The following is a 19,124-nucleotide window of genomic DNA, read 5'->3' on the forward strand; positions in this document are numbered from 1 at the left end:
TGTTCGCTCTACAGAATACAGAAAAAATTCCATATTTATATTCCTAAAACTCTTAGTATCTTCATCAATAATATTCATACCGTTTCGAACAGCTACTTTTTGAGAGGTCGGTAATCGGAATATGTTCTTGTCCACCGACATCGGCTCATGCACTTCTTCTTGCTATAACTCTAAAACATGCAAAAAAAGGATTGCTGATAATGAGCTATCCTTTCTTCACTATCATTTTCTATCATTAATATATGATTCAGTTTCTTTCATTAGTGTGGAACGAAAAGATCCGATTTGATCTCTCTCATTTTCCAAAACTTCAGCTACTCTTTTCGTTATATCTGAAAGAAACAACCGATCTTCTTTAGTGTTATAATTCTCTTCAGCGAATTTTCTTAAACTAAACTGTAATTCTAATAACAATCCAGCGTCCTTATCCACTTTATTTGCAAATCCCTTATTATTTGAATAATTCAGTGCTGTGTATATGCCTGTTATATGTTGTAAAGTACCGTATATCTCAGTTAATGTGGTAGATGATCCACTTATGGTTTTTTCTAACACCTTTAAATTATGAATCTGAATATCATACAAAGATTCCAGTTCTTCATTAAAACGATTTACTTTACCTTTTTCAACAGTGAACAGAGTAATAAATATCAATAATACAACCATGGAAATTGTTAATAGTTTTTTCATATTCCCTCACTATTTAGATGAAATTTTGTTTGTAGACGTAGAGTAAGCAGTTATAATATGTGTTCCATAATCCCGATAATAGGATAACTTAGTCACCATATCGATGTAGTGACCTGATTTATTTAAATATTGATTTTTTGTTGTCTTTTGAATCGAAGCTACACCAGCTTTATTTTGTATATAGCCTGGAAGTTCCATACGGTTGATTTCGTTTTTTGATACCCTCTTGTGGTGGATAACTGATCATATTCTTCCTCGTCAACAGTTTCATCATCAGGCTTAAAAGTCTCGACAACCCATAATTCTAATTTCCCATCTGATTCGGGCATTGTATTGGTTTCCATTACATTAACAATAGTCTTTGAGTCTAAATGCATGGTAGTTATTGAACTTTCTATTAATAACAATTCATTGGAATTAGTTGTTTTTGGGGTAAGATACAATGCAAAAGACGGTCCTTCTAAATCTTTGTTAACTCTGTTACACGGGGAGGTTTACTAGTACTACTAGATCTATATTTACTTGTACCGATTACATAAAAAAGCCGCTAAATAGCGACTTCAAAGGGACTATGTTCTTGTTTCCCAACAATTTATTACAGTCTTTATTTAGCCACTGCTTTCATCGGTCAATAACATATGTTGTCTAGAATAATCCAATCTTTCCGTAAATTAGTCATGATTTTTGACAATTATCCGATACGTCTAGCATATCGGATAATTCTTTAATAACCTATATTGTATTCGTACTCTGAATTAGCCAAATAAACAAAGGCATATAGTGCATAATCAGTACTTTTCGCAAATTGGATCCTTTCGACCCCATTTACTCCTTTTTTACAATAACTAATAAAACTAGTTGTTAAGTTTGAATTAACAACTAGTTCAATACCATTTTATTCATTTTTTTGTGCAACAATTATATAAACTGGTTGATTAGCTACTTTAGTTTGAGGATAAAAAATATCGACTATATCAAAGCCAGCATTAAGAACTTCTTCTTTCATATTTTTTGATGAAACTCTCGGACCAGTTGAGAACTCTGACTTCTCTATTTCAATACAAAGAAACACTCCTTTATTTTTTAAGACCCTATATATTTCACCTAATGCATGCGGAAGTGGTTTAACTTCGTGAAGTGATATTGAAGCAACAGCCTTATCAACTTTTTCGTTACCCAGTTGTATATCTTTGAAATCTGATACAAGAGTTTTAATGTTGGTAATTCCATTTTCCCCAGCTTTTGTTTCCAAGTACTTTAAAATATCTTCATCATAATCAAGTGCAATTACTTCATCTACATACTTAGAAATTGGAAGACTTATATAGCCACCTCCTGCTCCAAGATCTAATAATTTATCCTCTTTGTTAAGGGATACGAACCGAAATAGCTCATCGGCAGGAAATCGATTTATATTTTCTAAATTATTTATTTTTCTAATTAATTTTTGATTCATTTCAATGCCCTTCTTATTATAGATATTTAGACTCTATTTTAACTATAATTGAATTATTATTATTTGTAAACATTTTGATCCAAAGGTATTAAGATAGCATCCTTTTTTTAAATTATTGGGAATTAATTGGAACTATCATGTTATTTCATTAACAGGGGCGTTAGGGAAACTATAGTCAGCTTCAGTAAATTCATAATTTTCTACTTGACCTTCACTAGCGCAATATTACATTACAATAATTGTATCAAAATACGATTAATAGATTATTTTTCTGATATAAACAACTTTCTATCTCTTTTATGTAATAATATTCTGTTTATTACTAGTTTTAATCTACTTTTATTAGAAGTGATTTGTTAATATATATTAATTGATTTTAGATAATGGAGGATTTTTCTTGAAGAGAATAATATTGATTGGTGGCGGAGTCTTTCTAGGGTTGGTAATTCTTGTAATTGGTTTCATATTTTTTACGGTGTACTCTCTTAACATCCCAGCGAAAAGTGATCCAGAGCTTGTCACTTATAATGAGGAAAGAGTTAAAGAGTTTTTAATTGAGGAAAGAGGATATTTGGAGAGCGACATAGCTAGTATTGAAGTTGTCAAGATAAAAAAAACAACTGATAAAACAGCTTCAGGATATCTAACCTATGTTGAATTCTCGGATGAGATTAATAAAATGTATGCTTATCAATTGGGAGATGATGGTAAAGTCGAACAGCACGGAATTACTGGAGGCGCTTATAAGCATAAAGAATAAATAATAAGCTTATAAAAGATGCTACCAGTTAAGGGAACGTAAAATACGTGCATTGTATTTATTTATCATTTGTCTATTACTTTATACTCAAATGGATAATGCGCTTGATACAAAAGCACATTCGGTTATCCTCTCCATCTCTTTTCCAAAGTGCTTACTGACGAGCTTTTCTTATCCATTTTAAAATGGGATTACAGTTCCAGATGATATACTTCCGAGCACTGAAGCTGGTCTTTTGACCATACTTCAGTCTTTAGCGTTTTTGTGTCATTCAGAAGAGACCCACCACTTCCACCTTAGATATCCATCAAATCGGCAATAGGAACATGTTCTTGTCCATTACGGTAATCGGTACAGGTTCTGTCTTTGGCTTGGGACAAGAACCTGTACCGATAAAACAAAAAAATCCGCTAATAGCGACTTTCAAAGGGAACATGTTCTTGTTCCCCGACAACTGTCGGTATCGTGTCACCCGGTCAGTCCCTTTTCCTTCTTAACAGATTTTTTTTGCTTTTGAAATTAACTGGCTAAAATATTCCATGATTTTCAATTCAGTAACTGTCCTGTATTACAAAACAGTTACTACTTATTATCTGTCTCCATTCCCATCGGCATCATCATCCCATTGTCCATCCCCATCATCGTAATGCTACTCGCTTCCTCTTCTCCATCTGCCAAGTATACCTCCGTTGTGAATGTTGGGTCTGCATAAGGAAGGTTTGTGCTTCCACGGGCGAGAATATGCCGGTAATTCCCTGAATTACCTTCGAATCCATCATGGTCCCATGGCACCCAAGAACGTGCATTGCAATAATGGCAAACGTATGAGCGGCGGTACCGGTCCTGGCTGCGATTTGGATACGAGCGATGAAGTAGATGTGAATGGAAAAATAAAACATCACCAGGACTTAGCGGAACGGGTATAGCTGGAGGATAGTCTGCGACAACCTTAGAAAGAGTGTTCACACTGTCGTCCAAATGGCTCACATTCTGCACGCTATTCAAATCCTGGAATGCATCCACCGCATGTACATTTCCTCCGCCGACACCATCAGGAGGATAGATCGGTTCGTGGTTCGAACCGGGTACGACCCACAAGCAGCCATTTTCTTCATCAGCTTCCTCTAAGGCAATCCACGCTCCGATTAGCGTATCTGGATGTGTCTTAATATAGCATGCATCCTGATGCCAACCTTGACCGCCCTTTCCAGGAGGATTTAAGAAAAGCATAGACTGAAGAGCGTATACATCCGGCCCAACCAACGCTTCCGTAACATCGACTATTCGTGGGTTAAGCATCCCCCTCTCCGCGGCTGCATTTAAACGAGACACCATATGAAGTCTTGTAGCCTTTGCAAATTCCTCTTTGAGAGGATCCGCATTATCAGGTTCTGCCTGCTTATCTAATTGAAGACTATTAAGCCTTGATTGCTCTGCAAATTCATAAAGCTCGGCTATGTCTTCTTTTGACAATAGGTTTCGGACAATTAAGTAGCCTTCTTTGTGATAGTGGGAATATTGTTTCACACTTACTAAATAGCGGTTATCCCTTGCACGTGATTTAGGTACATAAAACTTACCCATAGACCCCATCCTCTCCGTAGATTGAAATACTTACCCGCTAATTGTAGCGTGTTAGATCAGATCGCTCCATAGTCTAAAACCGGTAAATCATGTGTTTATTTGACCAAGGAATTCACCAAAATATTTCGATTCATAGGATAGGGCGTATACGGTTCCAATACGGATACCGTGTGACGGAATAATGGATCCTGGCATCTCTTTATGTATTCCGATGCCGTTATTCCACGAAGCTTCTTATACATTTTAGAGAAATGGTGTTCATCACCGAACCCTACCGAATAGGCGATTTGTTTCACCGTGCCGGAGGCACTCATCATCAATTGCTCGGCACGCCTTAACCTTAACTCAAGCAGCATGCGCTTGGGGGAAATACCAGTAGAGGAGACAAACATCCTTGTGAAGTATTCGTGAGACCAGCCCGATATCGCTGCAATTTCTTCAATCTTTACGGGACCTGTCATATGCTCTTCCATATAGGCAATCGCGTGCTGAATAGGGACAGGTAGGGAGAAGGCTTCCCCTTCCGTAACTTGCGGGGAAAAGGATGATAGTTCTTCTAGGGAGGCGGAAACCAAAACGGCTAGCCTTCTCCGCCAATGCGCAGGCTGGTGATTCGCAATCCAAAGTATCTTCTCCATTAATCCGGTTACGAGCAAATGGCGTCTTGCCGGGAACATATGACCATCTCGGAGCAAGGTCCCATATCGCTCGTCCTCCTCCCGTAGGGAGTGATAATCAAAATGCACGAACAAATGTCGTACGTTTTTTTCTGGCGCGAACCGGTAGGTATGCCAGTTACCTGGGCGAGTAAATATGAAGCAAGGCTCGTTAAGAACAAATAGGCATCCATCTATCTCATATTCCGTTTGGGTACCATCGGGAAAGTAGACTAATTCGAAATCGTCAATTTGCCTGGGCCCGAGCACAAACCCAGCTTGAATGACGAAGTCTCCTGCATTATGTACATAAGGCCAGTGGTTAGACTCCTGTTCGCTCATGTTCTTCAACTACCTCTCTACCGAATCTATAATCATCATTCTAACAAAATTTTTATAGGCTCTTATAGCATAAGTGGAATCCTCGTGTTGGCATCAAACCGGGATTCCGTAGAAGGACATATTACTTCACTTTATTGTTCATCAGTTTTAGAACACCCTCATAATCTCCAAGTTTCTTGATTTCTTCTTTATAGGCATCCCATTGGTCGATGCTCTTTTCCCAGGTCATAAACTTGATCAACATTTCGTCAAAAAAAGGTTTTAATGGTGGTCATCGTTTGCGACTTCTGCGACTGTATGGGAATGTTCGGATCTTACATCTCCGGCAATCCATTTTAGTATAAGATCCGATGCGGCGGCTTGAAACTGCAAGGAGGTACCATGAGCGCATTTATCATTGCATCTCAGGCTGTCCGCAAAGGCGGGACCATCCAAGTCACTGGAGTATACGGCGGACGCTATAACGGTTTCCCGCTCGGCGACATCATGCAGCGCAACGTGAATATCCGTTCCGGACAAGCTCCGGTCATTCACTACATGCCGTATATGTACGAGTTGGTTACGTCGGGCAAAGTGGACCCTGGAGACATTGTTACGCACGTCATTCCACTCAGCGAGGCCAAGCCCGGCTATGAAGTGTTTGATACGAAAACGGATGATTGCATAAAAGTCGTTTTAAAGCCTTGAATATGGATGAATACATGGGAGGACAATCCGAATGAATTCCAATTACGCTTTGCATGACCAACTCCAAAACGATGCAAGCTCTGGTAACCGACCCTAAGCTCATGCAAATTTTGCAACAAGAAGTGCAATTATCACGACAGCAGCTTCAAGAACTCAGTGGAGTGCTGTCTAAATTGACCCTATAGGAGATAAAAACATGAACCCAATATTAGAACACATGACAGGGCTTCATATGCTGACTGATGATGTGATCGCAATGGATTTTTTGATGAACGCTAAGAGCGGAGTCAGAAACTACGCCATGGCCGTGACCGAATGTGCTAGTCCCGAAATCAAGCAAATTTTGATGAAACAGCTCGATGAGGCCATAGACTCTTATGAAAAGATAACAACCTACATGATGCAACATGGCCTATACCATCTCTACCATATTCCAGAGCAAATTCAGCTTGATCTGAAAAACATTCAGACTGCTATGAACATTCCATCTTGACATGGTATTTCGTCCCGGCAAAACGCGCAAAATTACAAAATCTTTTTTTGAATTGGCCCCTTTCACAAAACTGTGGAGGGGGCTTTTTGCTTCTCGGAAGCAAAAGTTTCCCGTCAAGTACACCATCGTCATCCGACCTCAAAAAGCCCGTAAAGTATTCCTCCGCAGACGTTTTCGGGGTCAGGTGAACTACCCCAAACCCATTCTGATGAGAGATAGCTGCCTTCGTTTAAGATTGTTATGAAAAGGTAGGAGCAGGGAATTCATCAATTCTCATACGTAATAAACTATATGGTTTTTCCCGCAGGTCTCTTCCATAATGAAATCTCGCCTGCCGATGTAATTGATTCACAATGACATATAAGTATTGATCGGGGCCAATCGAAAAAGTATCCGGCCATAAAATTCTCGGGTCATGTGCAATGGTTTCCATTACGCCATTCGGCAATATCTTCCGGATACTGTTGTTTTCATAGTCTCCCGCATAAACGGTTCCTTTTGCGCCGGTGATCATTCCATCAGACGCACCTTTTTCCCCCCAATACTGCACATATTCGGATAAATTTATGTCCTGTATCCTTCTGTCTCTTAGGGATTCTGTTGAGATTGAGAACAGTTGGCGGCTGGATAGCGGAGCATAAAATAAAACCTTTCCGTCAGGAGAAATTGCTAAACTATCGGAAGCCAATCTAAATGGGAAAGTCGAGCCGTCCGGGTTTCGATTCATCAAAATTCCGCCTTCTACTTTCGGTAAAAAATAGGGATCAGGTGAAGTTGATATTGCTCCATTTAACCGTCTAAACGCGTTCCCATTTTCTAAATCTACGACGATAATAGCCCCTGGCCCTCTGGAAGAAGAATCCGTTATATATGCATACCCTGCTCTTCCAACCCGAAAATCTATACGGACATCATTCAAATAAGTTGTTGGCAAGACCACATCTTCTGTAAAGCTATATACTCTCCTTATTGTATTCGTGCTTAAATCGACAGCAACTAATTTTGCCCCCCCTTGAATAGGCTCAGAAAAATTTGGTGCCCCTGTATCTAATACCCAAAGTGTTCCTCTTCCATCAGCAACGATACTTTGGACACTGACGAATGACATAGTAATATTACCGGCATTAACCAAATTAGTTTCTAAACTGGGATAAGGCTGCAATTCACGCTCAACAATTTCCGCCACAGTAAATTGAACGTCGTCTCCCCATTTCGGAAAGCAAACAAAAATACGACCGTTTTCGGAAACACTGACACCTGTAGGCATAGCCCCATAAAAAGCATGCACCAGTTCAAACTGCCCAAAATATTTTTCCGTAGGTAATATAGGTTGCATGATATCCTCCTCATCCACTTCGAACGGATATCAACTATATATGATGAAAATTTTTTATAAATGACTGGTTCGGTTTTTGTTGAATTTTTCAAATAAAATGAAACAAAACAACCCCAATCAAATCATTTGATTGGGGTTGTTTTGAATATGGTGCTGACTGATGGATACGCCATCTAGAAAACACTAACATTGCTTTTACGTAATTTCTTAAATACCGAGTATTCCTTATTGGACTTAATAAAACTTAATATCTTTTCGGCACATTCTGTTGGATTCATCTCTTCCGTATTTACTTCGAGGTCATATTCATCAAAGCAATATACTTTGCTAAACTGTGACGCTGCTAGTCCAATCAGTCTATCTCCTCTTGCTTGCTCTCTTCTTATGAGTTCTTCTTTCGAGCATATTACACCTATAAATAACGTAGGCTGATCGGAAAATTGAACAAGAAACTCATTAAACCTCTTGTCATTGTCGATTACGGTATCTACTATTACATTAAAACCAAATTCGGATAGCAATGTAATTGTCGAATGGTACACTGAGAATATGGAATCATCAAGTATTTGTGAGACAACTTGATGATCTATTTCTCTTGCAGGTTCATCTGGAAATTTATTATTAATAAAATCATTGTAATTATTAAAAAAATCATCAATCGATAAATGATAAAAAGGAATCTCTTTCTGATTTATCAGTTCAGTCGATATGGAGGTCTTTCCAGAACTTGAAGTTCCATTTAGAAAAACTAATATCCCTTGCCCTTGCTTCAATTGAATCATCCCTTCAAAAATAAAATTAAAAATAAAGGATTACTCTCCAAAGCTTGTTCCTGGAAACACGGTGTAGCGATCTAAATATTGGGTTGATTTCGGTACGATCATCACTGATTTAATTTTGTCATTTCCCTCAAATGTGAATTTCCATTGTTCTACTTTGACATTGTAATCATCTTCTGCGGTGACTCGTTGTACAATACGTACAGTTAAGGTATTTTCACTGCGGTCTACAGGTTCCATTTCGACAATGCTGGCCATATTGTAGGTTCCAGCAGGGAAACTTTCATTGTAAATATCTGTTTTGAATCCCGGTGCGTTTAATGCAAGTACATCTACCTTCCGTCGATCATCGTAGGCCATAATCCAATTAAATGCTAGATCACGCTGATTTACTTACGATACGCTGTGGTACATAGACAGATCCATTAATGATTTTCGGTGTTGCTTTGCTTTGAATGATATTGCCATGAACAAAGACTTAAGGAGCTACTGTTGCGGCATAAGCACCTGCGCTAAATACGGATGTGAGCAGGACTCCAACAAGTCCTATTTTGACAATACGTTTCATTCGTTCTCCTCCAAGCGTGTATTTAGATTTCAGTTCATATTAATAATAGGGCGAAAAGGAAGAATAATCAAAAAAACGATTCCTACAACACGCAGTAGGAATCGTTTTTTTGTCATTATCCAGTTACCGATTAGATACATGCCTAATCGGTAATGGGACTATGTTCTTGTCCTGCGACATGAATGCAGCAGGTTCATAATCTATTAATATGAAGATAAAGAATAATTATGGTTAAACTATCCTGCCCGTTAGCTTAAGTTAGATCAGCTCACGCTAATCCTTCTATATGTCCTCCTTCATGTATTGGTCTCTCCCCCTCCCCAAAAACCTTACCAAGTTTTTTGGTGGAATCTCTGAAAAAAATTGCCGTTACTTGTGACACGGTTCACCATAACGGACATAACGGCGAAATTTTTGTTTACAAAAAAATAAAAGCACTCCAAGTGAACCACTGACCAAAGCAAGAGCTATCAAGAAATCAATGCAGTAAAAAGACACTGATATTCTATTCATCAGTGTCTTTTTTGTTGATACTTTTCCACCAACATGTTGTAATTTATAGCAACTTAATTAGCTCTTCTAGCTCATCAACCAATACTTTTGCCAATTCAAAATTAGTATCTTTCAAAGCCAATTCTATTTTCATTTCAACTGATTTTTTCTTTTGTTCAGTTTCTAAATAGTCTCTATTAAAATGACTCGCATAAATCATCTGTCTAAATTCTTGCATACTCATTTTTCTAATCGTCTTATCGTCAATGATTAAAACATAATCCATACCATTTACAACGGAATAAAAATCATGAGAAATCATGAGAATCGCACCTTTAAAGTCTTGGGTGGCTTTCTCCAGTGCTATTTGTGTATAGGTGTCTAAATGGCTTGTCGGTTCATCAAGAAGCAATACGTTTGCTTTACTGGCAGAAACTTTAGCCAATTGAAGCATATTTTTTTCTCCACCCGATAAAGATTCTATCTTTTGATTAAGAATTTCTCCCTCAAAGCCATAGTTTGAAATATAAGATCTAATCTCATCATAAGTTTTAAACCCAGCATCGATGAATTCTTCTAGTATTGTATTAGAATCCTTTAGAATCTCGCCTTGATTCTGAGATAAATAAGCCACTTTAACATCATCATTTATTTCAATGGAATCATGATTATTGTTAAAGATATCTCGGAGTAAAGTTGTTTTCCCTGTGCCGTTTGGACCAATAATGGCTACTTTATCCGTAGATTTTATCTCAAACCTAACATTCTCTAAAAGCAGTTCATCAAAGGCAACACTATAATTATGGACTGTTACAACAATGCTATCTTCAATTTCATTCTCAATATCGAAACGGATATTCGGTTGCTTAATATCAACAAATGGTGCCTTAATTCTACGCGCTTCCAATCTCTCCTGAAATCTAACTCTAGCTTTTAACGCTCTACCTCTAGATGCTTCTGAATTAATAGTTGCGATCGCTCTAAGATTATCAATGATGTTATCGTATCTCTCAATTTCTTCTTGTTCAGCGACTGCAATTTCTTGCAACTCAATTTTTGTCTGAAGTAATGAGAAATTATACTCAATATATCGACCATCAAACTCTTGGATCTCCGTGTTTTCAAGGTGAATAATTTTGTTGAAACAATGATTCAAAAGATATCGGTTGTGCGTAACAACTAGCAGCATTCCCTTGTGGGAATTAATAAGCTTTTTAAGCGCATTTAGGTTTTCAAAATCCAAAAATACATCTGGTTCATCCATAATCATTAAGTCTGGACTATTAAGCATTTCCTTCATCACTTGAATAAGCTTGAATTCCCCGCCACTTAAGTCGGATACCCTAAGATCTTTTAGCTTCATTAGATTCGCTAGATTTAGTTTTTTATTAATGTTGCTTTCGAAATTATCCCCATCCATTGAATCAAATGCGTCTAAGGCGGATTGATACTTTTCTAGTAACGATTCAATATCCGATGATGTTTCCATTTCAGTACAAATAGAAGTTATTTCATTTTGTATCTTAATAAATTCTTCTCCTATATATTCAAAAACGGTTATTTCTTTCGTTTTGTCTACTTGTGAGAACTGACTTACATACCCAATGCTGCAAGTTGGGTCTATCTCTAACTTGCCATCGAACAAATATCTTTCGGGATCCATCAGTATATCTATCAGTGTACTTTTCCCACTGCCACTTGTTCCTATAAAAGCGCAATGTTGTGCCTCTTCAAACGTAAATGAAATGTTATTATATAGTTCCTTTTGTGGAAATGAGAAGGATAAGTTATCAACTTTTATCATAGTGTTACCTTTCTTTACAACTAAAATGGTGACTATTATTAAATGTATTATCAAACACAGACTTTTAGAGTAACACTGTTTACTACCAAGTTCAATCTATTTGTAGCCCTTACCCTCACTTCGAAATTCTAATACTTTCTTTAGAATGGTGGCTTGTTGGACGATTTTCAGAATCAACCATTGCTTACTATAATGAAGATCCATCAAAAACGACATTTACAGAGGATGACTGGACGTTAATCCAATCCCATGAAAATACATCAAACAAAATCATGACAATTGATCCACCCTACGCATATTATGGGACCAAGCATTGTGCCTTGGCACAATGCTATGATTTATGCCATGCTTCGCGACGATAGAGCTATGGCAGATTGGCAATGAACATTGCGTTGATGGAATCGACTGCAGCAAATGGAAAGCGTTATTTCCCCTCTGCTTTTAAATCAACATACACTGCTCTCTTAAATTTGATTAAAGAACAATTTACAAATGAGCAGATTAAAACCTTGTTAGGTGATGCTGCTCGAGAGTTCTTCAACACTCCCTGCATTAGCCAAACAAAAAATTCGCCCTATTTATGATACGGTTCCCCTCGATTGATCTTATACTACCCTGCCCGTTAGCTTAATGAAAAAGCGGACGATTATTCATTGATACATGCCTAATCGTTAATGGGACCATGTTCAATACAAACAATGCCCTTCCGGCTTCCTATTGGGAAGCGAAAGGGCTGCAAAGTTTACTCTAACGTTTTCTGAAACGTTGTTCACATTTTGGAACCGCCGTGTGCGGACCCGCATGTACGGTGATGTGAGAGGACGGGGATTAGCCGCCCCCTTCAATACCATATACAAGTTCAAGGTCAACTATATTCACGCCATCTCGGGATCGATCACACCTTCAAGCGCGGTTCTTATTTCACTCCCCTTTATAGGTTCATGTTCTTCAGACCGGAGATTTGCCCCCTATTGTGTACGTCCATTCTGGACACATAAAAACAGCTGACGAGAAAATTCTCGTCAGCTGTTTTTAAAGGATTATAAATTTACAAATTAATATTGAAAACAGCGATTTCAGGCGGGACCATAAAGCGAACCGGGATTCTAGATGTTCCAATTCCTGTATTTACGTAAAGCTGCATCCCATTATTTTTATTAATAGTATAAAATCCATCACTATATTTTTCAGCCATAGCTGTAGATATGTTTTTTATAAAAGGAATCTGAACCTGTCCTCCATGACTATGTCCAGCTAAAAGCAAATCAACAGAAGTATCCTTTAAAAGGTATGCTATATCTGGCTCATGCATGAGCACAATTTCGTAATCACAATCGTTCTCCATTTTAGTCAACATAAGATCTATATCTGGATTTCCAAGCAAAGCATCATCCAATCCTCCGATAAATAGCTTCTTTCCATTTGATACAGTTACATTCACACCACTGTTTTTTAATAATGTGAAGCCTGAATTAGTTAATACATCTTCATATATTCTATAAGCTCCACCACCGTAATCACGGTTTCCCCAGATTGCATATTTCCCGAACGTAGCTTTTAGCTTTGATAAACTTTCCGTTACTTCCTGTTTAGGTTGAAACACGGAAAAATTTTCAAATAAATCTCCTGTAAAAACAATAATATCAGGAGTTAATTTATTTACCTTTTCTACCAAACCATTTAGGTCTTCTATTGTATAAGTTTCACTTACTTGAATATCAGATATTTGGACTACTTTGACTGATTCACCTTTGTCTTCATTTAAATCATAGGAATTGATTACAGTCATTCTTGGCTCAATTTTAAAAGCATATCCTATTAGTAGGCAAATTAATACGATCAATAATAAAACTATTTTTACTAGCATTTTAAAACTCTTCATTCGTATTCAACTGCCCCTTTCAAATATATAATCGTTATTATAAAGGAGCTCTGTTACAGTAATGTGTACTGTTTATGATAGCCGAATTTTAAAAACGATTTCACCACACTAAAAAGATACTTAATAAACAAGAAGAACGAACACCATATCGATGCTCGTTCTTCTTGTTTATTAAGCTATCGTGTCCCGTTAGCTTAACTTCCGGAACCTATCAGTTCCTTTTTGATATTAGTTAAAAATTATATAAGAAAAGGTTGATTTTAGAATTTCGCTAAGGTCTTGTCCCTTCATTTCATACATCTCACCTTGGAACAAAGGTTCCATTGTGACCCCCTCAGAGAGTCGATATGCTTCTTCTCCTCCGTTGTACAAATCGAAGTCGCTTATGTTGAAAGGCTTCAGTGCCTCCCCGAGATGACTGCCCCATTCGTTAGGTATCTCAAACTGGATTCCTCTTTTCATTTCTACTCTCCTTTAGATTGTTAAATTATTCTGCCGTTAGCTTAATGAAGAGCATTGGAACTACATTGACAAGCCTCATAGAATCAGCTTTTAAAGTATTCATGTTCTTGTTGTTAGCAGTTTAGTAATTTAGCAATTGTTCTTCTATGCGGACATTAAATGTTAGGTGATTTACTAATTAATAAAAAAAGACGGAAGTAGGGTAGTAAATGATCGGGGGATCACAGTTGAATTTAATCAAGAATTCCGTCAATTATTATAATTGAATATTATGGAATATATGTAGATTTTAATAGAAGAAAATGATAATTGAGACAGTATTATGACCAACTAAAGAATCGGGCATTTAATCATCATTTGATTAGCCAGAGCGGCATCCACGGCCCCTGCAAACTAGAAATTCATCACCATTCAACCTGATCGAAACGCATGTTTTTGTAATAATAAACTTTGTCGTGTTCCGTAATTTCCCGTAGAACTTTACATGGATTTCCAACAGCTATGACATTAGCAGGAATATCCTTGGTGACTACGCTTCCTGCTCCGATCACGCTACCCTTTCCAATCTTAACACCTGGTATAATAATAGCACCACTTCCAATCCATGCTCCATCCTCTATGACCACTGGAAGGGCAAACATGCCACCTTCTTTGCGCTTTTCCGGGTGAACCGGATGATTGGTCACAGCAATCGTTACGTTTGGACCAAACATCACGTCATTACCAATCGTGACCTTATAGTCATCTACGACTGTTAGATTAAAGTTAATATATACATTGTTACCTACTGTAGTATTTGATCCGTAAGCCATACGAATTGGTGGTTCCATCCACACGTTTTCACCCATGCTTCCAAAAAGCTGTTTCATTAGAGCCTTACGACCTTCCAAATCATCAGGATGCAAGTGATTGATCTCATAACACAGTGTCTTACCACGCTGACGTGCGCGAGCTAATGTTGCAGCTTCCTCTGGATAATTAGCATCATGGTCGGTAAATAATTGACAGCTAGCCATTCGTTCTTGAATATTCATATACATTATTCTCCTTTATATTTAATTTTTAATTTTGAACAATTCGACTAAAACCATTATCCAGTTTGTGCAAAGCTCCTTGTAATATTATTTAGCCATTTGTATTGACGATACCGAATAAAAGCGGCTGGGAGCTTTACGATTTCATCTAAGCTGATGACCATGTAAAGCACAATGGGCGACACTTCCCAAACAAAGGCACACAAATAACCAAGAGGCAAAATAATGAACCACATCACAACCGTATCGCACCAAAAACCAAATTGGGAATCTCCGCCGGCAGTAAAAATACCTGCAATATTCGTAGAATTAATGGACTTTGCAATACAATAGAAAGCACTGATGAATAGCATACCTTCCAAGTAACTTTGCGCAGTAACATTCAAATTTACGAAAGAAAAAACCAGAGGTTTAATCAACAAAATTGTGCAACCAGCTATTATTCCAAATATCAGAGCGTATAGATTCATCCTGTTGCCAGTCTGCCTCGCTTTGTCAATCTCCCCCTTTCCTAGATATTTTCCAATCAGCACGGAGCCTCCGCTAGCTATGCCACCACATAGTACTATAGCTAAATTCTTTACTACCGATGCCACAGAATTAGCTGCAACCATATCTGCACTAACATGACCAATAATTGCTGCTGTTGCAGTCAAAGCACCGCCCCAAACAATATAATTGCCCTGAACAGGCATGGTATACTTTAAGAAGTCCTTTAGTAGATTACGTTGAATGGTATCACGCACCGGTAATCTGAAACGGATTGTTCCCTTAGTAACAGAATGAACAATGCAACAAGCCAGCTCAATAAAACGAGCCAATACTGTTGCAAGGGCCACCGCTGCGATCGCAAGTTCTGGCATGGATGGAAAAAAAACAAAGATACAGAGAGCATTAAATACAATGTTCAAAATTAGACAAAGGGAACTGATCCAAGCACTCAGTCGTGCATTTTCCATACTTCTGATAACACTGAGGTACATTTGTGAGATACCCATTGCAAGGTATGAAAACGAATTCATTTGTAAGAACTTAGAACCATATCCTATTAGTTCATCATCATTAGTAAAAAATTGCATAAGCATTGCCGGATACAAAAAGGAAACTAAAAAAAACATAACGGAAATGCATAGTGAGAACATACAGGCGATACTGAGAACGCGCTGTATTGTTTGCAGGTCCTTCTTTCCCCAATACTGGGCAGTCAGAATACCCGCTCCTGTTGACATGCCCATGTAAAACAAGGTCAACGCAAAAGTAATTTGTCCAGCGAGCGATACAGCCGACATTGCTGTTTGGCTAATCGTGCCAAGCATGACTACATCAGCCGATATGACCATTGCGGAAATGAGATTTTGTAATGCAATGGGGATGACCAGAGTCATTAACTCCCGATTAAAATTCCGATCCATAAGAGTCGTTAATTGAATGCGTTCTTTCACCTATATTCTTTCCTCCCCGTTAGTTTTCATATTATCAAGATAAGATAAATCTATTGTTCGCACCATTAAAATTGATTATAATTTTATAAAAATCGTATACATTTTCAGAGGTGTTCTCATTGAATATGAAGTTAGAAGTGTTTTCGGATTTATCAGAGCGGTTGAATTATAATTTTCCTGATTTACCGTTGTATGTCCGAAAAGGAAGCTTACATCAATTTAACAACTATGAAGCTGTAGCCCATTGGCATCCAGATGTGGAGTTCATTTTCGTATTGAAAGGATTCATGGAATATTCTGTTAATGGACATACGATCCACATTAATCAGGGAAATGGAATTTTTGTGAATAGCCACCGCTTACATTTTGGTTTTTCCCAAGATCAAACCGATTGTTTATTTATTGTTGTCGTGATTCACCCGGCTCTTCTTGATAAAAATTCATCTCTGTTACGAACATATTGGGAAGAAAAGTTCAGTGCAGAAATGGAGGATTTTGTTGTAATCACAGAACAAATTACATGGCAAAAGGAAATACTGATATCTCTTCAAGAAATTTATAAAGAGATGCACCACTGCGATCCGCCAAATCCACTACGTCTAGTTTCCCAAGCCTTATCTTTATGCGCGTGTATCGGAGACCATCTGCAGCAGAAATCTGGACATCCTGAAGCCGTACATTCGTGGACAAACGTTCAAAAGATGACTGACTTCATCCATAAGCACTATGATCTTAAAATAACACTTGACGAAATAGCATCGTCTGGAACTGTTTGCAGAAGTCGATGTTGTACATTATTTAACAAGTACATAGGTCAAACTCCCAACGCTTATCTAACCAGATATCGTATTCAAAAAAGTTGTGAAATGTTGAGAGAAACAAAGCGATCCATAGGCGAAATTGCGTTAGCATGTGGTTTCCAAAGCGCAAGTTATTATACATCCATATTCCGCAAGCAGATAGGACTAGTTCCGCTAGATTATCGAAAACAAATTACGAATAATAGCATAACTTAAGCTCTTTCTTTCCGAAAGATTTATAAATTCAAACTCTAGGAAAATAAGGGCTTAAAGTTTCCTATTCTATAATGCGGCAATCTGCCAATACTTCAGGTTTATATCGCATACTGTCTGATTTTGCGATTTTTCGAATTAGTCTGCACGGTACACCGGCAGCAAATGAATTCCAGCGCCAATTACACATCCGTCTCCAATCATAACTCCTCCGCCCCATCTTTCTTGATTCTGGCTGCGCTGTCGCCAAGTATCCAAATTCCTTGGCTACGCTCTCCGAACAATTTTCCCACCCGCTCACATTGTTGCATCGTACTCGGCTTGGCCGGTTACCCTCCTTTTACGAGTATGTACCGTTAATAATCGACAATATCTTTGTGAGTCGCTGTCCCTGAATTGGGTCCTTGGAAGTTCTCCGAATAGTTGCCAAACTGATGACGTTATAATTTTTATCTAATGGTGTGATCCATGCATCATCAGCTTCTGATTCGTAGCCTGCAATTCCAGCAACAAGCATGGCTGTATCAGTTGCAACTCGCCCTGCCTTCACAAGTGCATCCTCAATAGTAGTTAAATACATATCTAATCGGTATTCGAACCATCTTCTTGTCCATTACGGAAAACGGGGTCAGAACTTGTACAGATAAAACAAAAAAAGCCGATTTCCGGATTGGAATCGACCTCTTGAACTTATTAAAGTGTGACAATAATTGGACCATTTTTAGTAAGGATAATCGTATGTTCTATTTGAGCTACATAGCTTTTTTTTGTAGCAAAGGTCCAGCCGTCTTCTTTTTGGATTACTTCTTCTTCAAAGGTTGAGATAAATGGTTCAAATGCGATAACCATCCCTTCCTTTAATAACTCATCATCCGTTGTATCGTTGTAATTATATATGTGGTCGGGTGCTTCATGTATAGCACGCCCAACACCATGTCCTGTAAGGTTTTTGATGACCGTTAATTCATGCTGTTTTGCTGTTTGGAATACTGCTTTTCCAATTCCACTTTTTTTGGAGCCGGGTTTTGCCTTTTTAAGACCAGCTTCAAATGCTTGTTTGGCAACATCGCATATTTTGGTTAACACTTCTTCTCCATCGCCAACTACAAACGAGATGCCTGTATCAGCGAAATAACCGTTCTTTGAACCGGAAACATCTACATTTACGATATCCCCTTCACGAATAACCCGATCTCCCGGAATTCCATGTGCTACTTCTTCATTAACACTAATACAAGTATAGCCAGGGAAATTATATTCACCTTTTGGAGCTGAAACTGCGCCTTCTTTCTCAAAAAGCTCTTTGGCTATATCATCAAGCTCTTTTGTCGTTATGCCGGGAATTGTTCTTTGTACCAATTCATCTCGAATAGAGGCAACAATTTTTCCAATTTCCTTCAAACCATTAAAGTCTTCTTCTGTTTTTGCAATCATTTCGCTTACCTCACTATCTTTATCATCGATTCCACAATAAGTGTTATTTTCTCGTAAAACTCAAGTGATGTAAATTATTTGTACGTTTTCGAAGAGCTGAAACATCGTGAAACTCTTCTGATAATTCCAGATTTACACCTTTTAATTTTTGAATTTAAATAATCATTTTCTTTATGGCACAATAACATCCATTAAATAATCATATCCAAA

The 19,124-nt window shown here is 37.9% G+C and carries 21 protein-coding genes and 2 pseudogenes; 6 read left to right on the forward strand and 17 right to left on the reverse strand.

The window, feature by feature from the left end; genetic code table 11:
- Positions 1 to 222 precede the first annotated feature (222 nt).
- From KFT32_RS15540 to KFT32_RS15550, 3 genes are all read right to left on the reverse strand, one after another.
- Positions 223 to 690 (reverse strand): hypothetical protein, encoded by a 468-nt coding sequence (locus KFT32_RS15540; protein WP_211748146.1) that lies wholly within the window; start codon positions 688 to 690, stop codon positions 223 to 225.
- Positions 691 to 848: 158 nt separating this feature from the next.
- Entirely contained in the window at positions 849 to 1,019 is a 171-nt protein-coding gene (locus KFT32_RS15545; RefSeq protein ID WP_211748147.1) for a hypothetical protein, read from the reverse strand.
- A gap of 566 nt (positions 1,020 to 1,585) precedes the next feature.
- Positions 1,586 to 2,146: a class I SAM-dependent methyltransferase gene (locus tag KFT32_RS15550; RefSeq protein ID WP_211748148.1), complete on the reverse strand. Its 561-nt coding sequence runs from the start codon at positions 2,144 to 2,146 to the stop codon at positions 1,586 to 1,588.
- 397 nt (positions 2,147 to 2,543) lie between these two features.
- Here KFT32_RS15550 and KFT32_RS15555 point away from each other — a divergent pair, with 397 nt between their 5' ends.
- Positions 2,544 to 2,906 carry a DUF3139 domain-containing protein gene (locus KFT32_RS15555; protein ID WP_211748149.1) on the forward strand — a complete coding sequence of 121 codons (363 nt, stop codon included), beginning with the start codon at positions 2,544 to 2,546 and terminating at the stop codon, positions 2,904 to 2,906.
- 307 nt (positions 2,907 to 3,213) lie between these two features.
- Here KFT32_RS15555 and KFT32_RS15560 read toward each other — a convergent pair whose 3' ends face one another.
- The 3 genes from KFT32_RS15560 to KFT32_RS15570 form a co-directional block, all read right to left on the reverse strand.
- A complete protein-coding gene (locus tag KFT32_RS15560; RefSeq protein ID WP_211748150.1) occupies positions 3,214 to 3,378 on the reverse strand; it encodes a hypothetical protein in 165 nt (54 codons plus the stop codon).
- Between the two features lie 110 nt (positions 3,379 to 3,488).
- On the reverse strand, positions 3,489 to 4,490 hold the full coding sequence (locus KFT32_RS15565; protein WP_211748151.1) for a phytanoyl-CoA dioxygenase family protein: 1,002 nt from the start codon (positions 4,488 to 4,490) through the stop codon (positions 3,489 to 3,491).
- A gap of 95 nt (positions 4,491 to 4,585) precedes the next feature.
- Complete coding sequence (locus KFT32_RS15570; protein WP_211748152.1) at positions 4,586 to 5,488, reverse strand: helix-turn-helix transcriptional regulator; 903 nt, start codon at positions 5,486 to 5,488, stop codon at positions 4,586 to 4,588.
- Positions 5,489 to 5,845: 357 nt separating this feature from the next.
- On the opposite strand from KFT32_RS15570, the pseudogene KFT32_RS15575 reads away from it, so the two are divergent.
- From KFT32_RS15575 to KFT32_RS15580, 3 genes and pseudogenes are all read left to right on the forward strand, one after another.
- Positions 5,846 to 6,175, forward strand: a pseudogene (locus KFT32_RS15575) (glutathione-dependent formaldehyde dehydrogenase); the annotation flags it as partial.
- Positions 6,176 to 6,210: 35 nt separating this feature from the next.
- Positions 6,211 to 6,360: a hypothetical protein gene (locus KFT32_RS27240; protein WP_349304917.1), complete on the forward strand. Its 150-nt coding sequence runs from the start codon at positions 6,211 to 6,213 to the stop codon at positions 6,358 to 6,360.
- An 11-nt stretch (positions 6,361 to 6,371) separates the two neighbouring features.
- Positions 6,372 to 6,668, forward strand: a complete 297-nt coding sequence (locus KFT32_RS15580; protein ID WP_211748153.1) for a spore coat protein — start codon at positions 6,372 to 6,374, stop codon at positions 6,666 to 6,668.
- A 238-nt stretch (positions 6,669 to 6,906) separates the two neighbouring features.
- On the opposite strand, the gene KFT32_RS15585 is transcribed toward KFT32_RS15580, so the two are convergent.
- The 4 genes from KFT32_RS15585 to KFT32_RS15600 form a co-directional block, all read right to left on the reverse strand.
- The gene (locus tag KFT32_RS15585; RefSeq protein WP_211748154.1) at positions 6,907 to 8,004 is read right to left on the reverse strand and encodes an L-dopachrome tautomerase-related protein; all 1,098 of its coding nucleotides are present in this window, start codon (positions 8,002 to 8,004) and stop codon (positions 6,907 to 6,909) included.
- 173 nt (positions 8,005 to 8,177) lie between these two features.
- On the reverse strand, positions 8,178 to 8,777 hold the full coding sequence (locus tag KFT32_RS15590) for a chloramphenicol phosphotransferase CPT family protein (protein ID WP_249435918.1): 600 nt from the start codon (positions 8,775 to 8,777) through the stop codon (positions 8,178 to 8,180).
- A gap of 39 nt (positions 8,778 to 8,816) precedes the next feature.
- Positions 8,817 to 9,143 (reverse strand): hypothetical protein, encoded by a 327-nt coding sequence (locus KFT32_RS15595; protein ID WP_211748156.1) that lies wholly within the window; start codon positions 9,141 to 9,143, stop codon positions 8,817 to 8,819.
- Between the two features lie 764 nt (positions 9,144 to 9,907).
- Positions 9,908 to 11,647 carry an ABC-F family ATP-binding cassette domain-containing protein gene (locus tag KFT32_RS15600; protein WP_211748157.1) on the reverse strand — a complete coding sequence of 580 codons (1,740 nt, stop codon included), beginning with the start codon at positions 11,645 to 11,647 and terminating at the stop codon, positions 9,908 to 9,910.
- Positions 11,648 to 12,021: 374 nt separating this feature from the next.
- Here KFT32_RS15600 and KFT32_RS15605 point away from each other — a divergent pair, with 374 nt between their 5' ends.
- Positions 12,022 to 12,231 carry a hypothetical protein gene (locus KFT32_RS15605; RefSeq protein WP_211748158.1) on the forward strand — a complete coding sequence of 70 codons (210 nt, stop codon included), beginning with the start codon at positions 12,022 to 12,024 and terminating at the stop codon, positions 12,229 to 12,231.
- Positions 12,232 to 12,695: 464 nt separating this feature from the next.
- On the opposite strand, the gene KFT32_RS15610 is transcribed toward KFT32_RS15605, so the two are convergent.
- The 4 genes from KFT32_RS15610 to KFT32_RS15625 all read right to left on the reverse strand — a co-directional run bounded on the left by KFT32_RS15610 (position 12,696) and on the right by KFT32_RS15625 (position 16,467).
- The gene (locus tag KFT32_RS15610; protein WP_211748159.1) at positions 12,696 to 13,529 is read right to left on the reverse strand and encodes a metallophosphoesterase; all 834 of its coding nucleotides are present in this window, start codon (positions 13,527 to 13,529) and stop codon (positions 12,696 to 12,698) included.
- A 228-nt stretch (positions 13,530 to 13,757) separates the two neighbouring features.
- Positions 13,758 to 13,991: a DUF2691 family protein gene (locus KFT32_RS15615; protein WP_211748160.1), complete on the reverse strand. Its 234-nt coding sequence runs from the start codon at positions 13,989 to 13,991 to the stop codon at positions 13,758 to 13,760.
- Between the two features lie 404 nt (positions 13,992 to 14,395).
- Entirely contained in the window at positions 14,396 to 15,025 is a 630-nt protein-coding gene (locus tag KFT32_RS15620; protein ID WP_211748161.1) for a sugar O-acetyltransferase, read from the reverse strand.
- Positions 15,026 to 15,081: 56 nt separating this feature from the next.
- Positions 15,082 to 16,467: an MATE family efflux transporter gene (locus tag KFT32_RS15625; RefSeq protein WP_349304915.1), complete on the reverse strand. Its 1,386-nt coding sequence runs from the start codon at positions 16,465 to 16,467 to the stop codon at positions 15,082 to 15,084.
- Positions 16,468 to 16,592: 125 nt separating this feature from the next.
- On the opposite strand from KFT32_RS15625, the gene KFT32_RS15630 reads away from it, so the two are divergent.
- Positions 16,593 to 17,483 carry a helix-turn-helix transcriptional regulator gene (locus KFT32_RS15630; RefSeq protein ID WP_211748162.1) on the forward strand — a complete coding sequence of 297 codons (891 nt, stop codon included), beginning with the start codon at positions 16,593 to 16,595 and terminating at the stop codon, positions 17,481 to 17,483.
- A 212-nt stretch (positions 17,484 to 17,695) separates the two neighbouring features.
- Here the strand turns inward: KFT32_RS15630 and KFT32_RS27245 are convergent.
- The 3 genes and pseudogenes from KFT32_RS27245 to map all read right to left on the reverse strand — a co-directional run.
- Positions 17,696 to 17,794: pseudogene (locus KFT32_RS27245) on the reverse strand (hydrolase); the annotation flags it as partial.
- Positions 17,795 to 17,820: 26 nt separating this feature from the next.
- Positions 17,821 to 18,030, reverse strand: a complete 210-nt coding sequence (locus KFT32_RS15640) for a hypothetical protein (protein WP_211748163.1) — start codon at positions 18,028 to 18,030, stop codon at positions 17,821 to 17,823.
- 143 nt (positions 18,031 to 18,173) lie between these two features.
- Positions 18,174 to 18,914, reverse strand: a complete 741-nt coding sequence (gene map, locus KFT32_RS15645) for a type I methionyl aminopeptidase (RefSeq protein WP_211748164.1) — start codon at positions 18,912 to 18,914, stop codon at positions 18,174 to 18,176.
- Between the last annotated feature and the right edge of the window lie 210 nt (positions 18,915 to 19,124).

It is taken from the genome of Paenibacillus sp. Marseille-Q4541 (genome assembly GCF_018310695.1).
GTDB lineage: Bacteria > Bacillota > Bacilli > Paenibacillales > Paenibacillaceae > Paenibacillus.

Coding starts and splice junctions, on each gene's coding strand:
- KFT32_RS15620 (WP_211748161.1), bottom strand. CDS start 15,025: ATGAATATTCAAGAACGAATGGCTAGCTGTCAATTATTTACCGACCAT.
- map (WP_211748164.1), bottom strand. CDS start 18,914: ATGATTGCAAAAACAGAAGAAGACTTTAATGGTTTGAAGGAAATTGGA.
- KFT32_RS15550 (WP_211748148.1), bottom strand. CDS start 2,146: ATGAATCAAAAATTAATTAGAAAAATAAATAATTTAGAAAATATAAAT.
- KFT32_RS15545 (WP_211748147.1), bottom strand. CDS start 1,019: ATGCCCGAATCAGATGGGAAATTAGAATTATGGGTTGTCGAGACTTTT.
- KFT32_RS15540 (WP_211748146.1), bottom strand. CDS start 690: ATGAAAAAACTATTAACAATTTCCATGGTTGTATTATTGATATTTATT.
- KFT32_RS15585 (WP_211748154.1), bottom strand. CDS start 8,004: ATGCAACCTATATTACCTACGGAAAAATATTTTGGGCAGTTTGAACTG.
- KFT32_RS15610 (WP_211748159.1), bottom strand. CDS start 13,529: ATGAAGAGTTTTAAAATGCTAGTAAAAATAGTTTTATTATTGATCGTA.
- KFT32_RS15595 (WP_211748156.1), bottom strand. CDS start 9,143: ATGGCCTACGATGATCGACGGAAGGTAGATGTACTTGCATTAAACGCA.
- KFT32_RS15600 (WP_211748157.1), bottom strand. CDS start 11,647: ATGATAAAAGTTGATAACTTATCCTTCTCATTTCCACAAAAGGAACTA.
- KFT32_RS15570 (WP_211748152.1), bottom strand. CDS start 5,488: ATGAGCGAACAGGAGTCTAACCACTGGCCTTATGTACATAATGCAGGA.
- KFT32_RS15630 (WP_211748162.1), top strand. CDS start 16,593: ATGAAGTTAGAAGTGTTTTCGGATTTATCAGAGCGGTTGAATTATAAT.
- KFT32_RS15565 (WP_211748151.1), bottom strand. CDS start 4,490: ATGGGTAAGTTTTATGTACCTAAATCACGTGCAAGGGATAACCGCTAT.
- KFT32_RS15580 (WP_211748153.1), top strand. CDS start 6,372: ATGAACCCAATATTAGAACACATGACAGGGCTTCATATGCTGACTGAT.
- KFT32_RS15615 (WP_211748160.1), bottom strand. CDS start 13,991: ATGAAAAGAGGAATCCAGTTTGAGATACCTAACGAATGGGGCAGTCAT.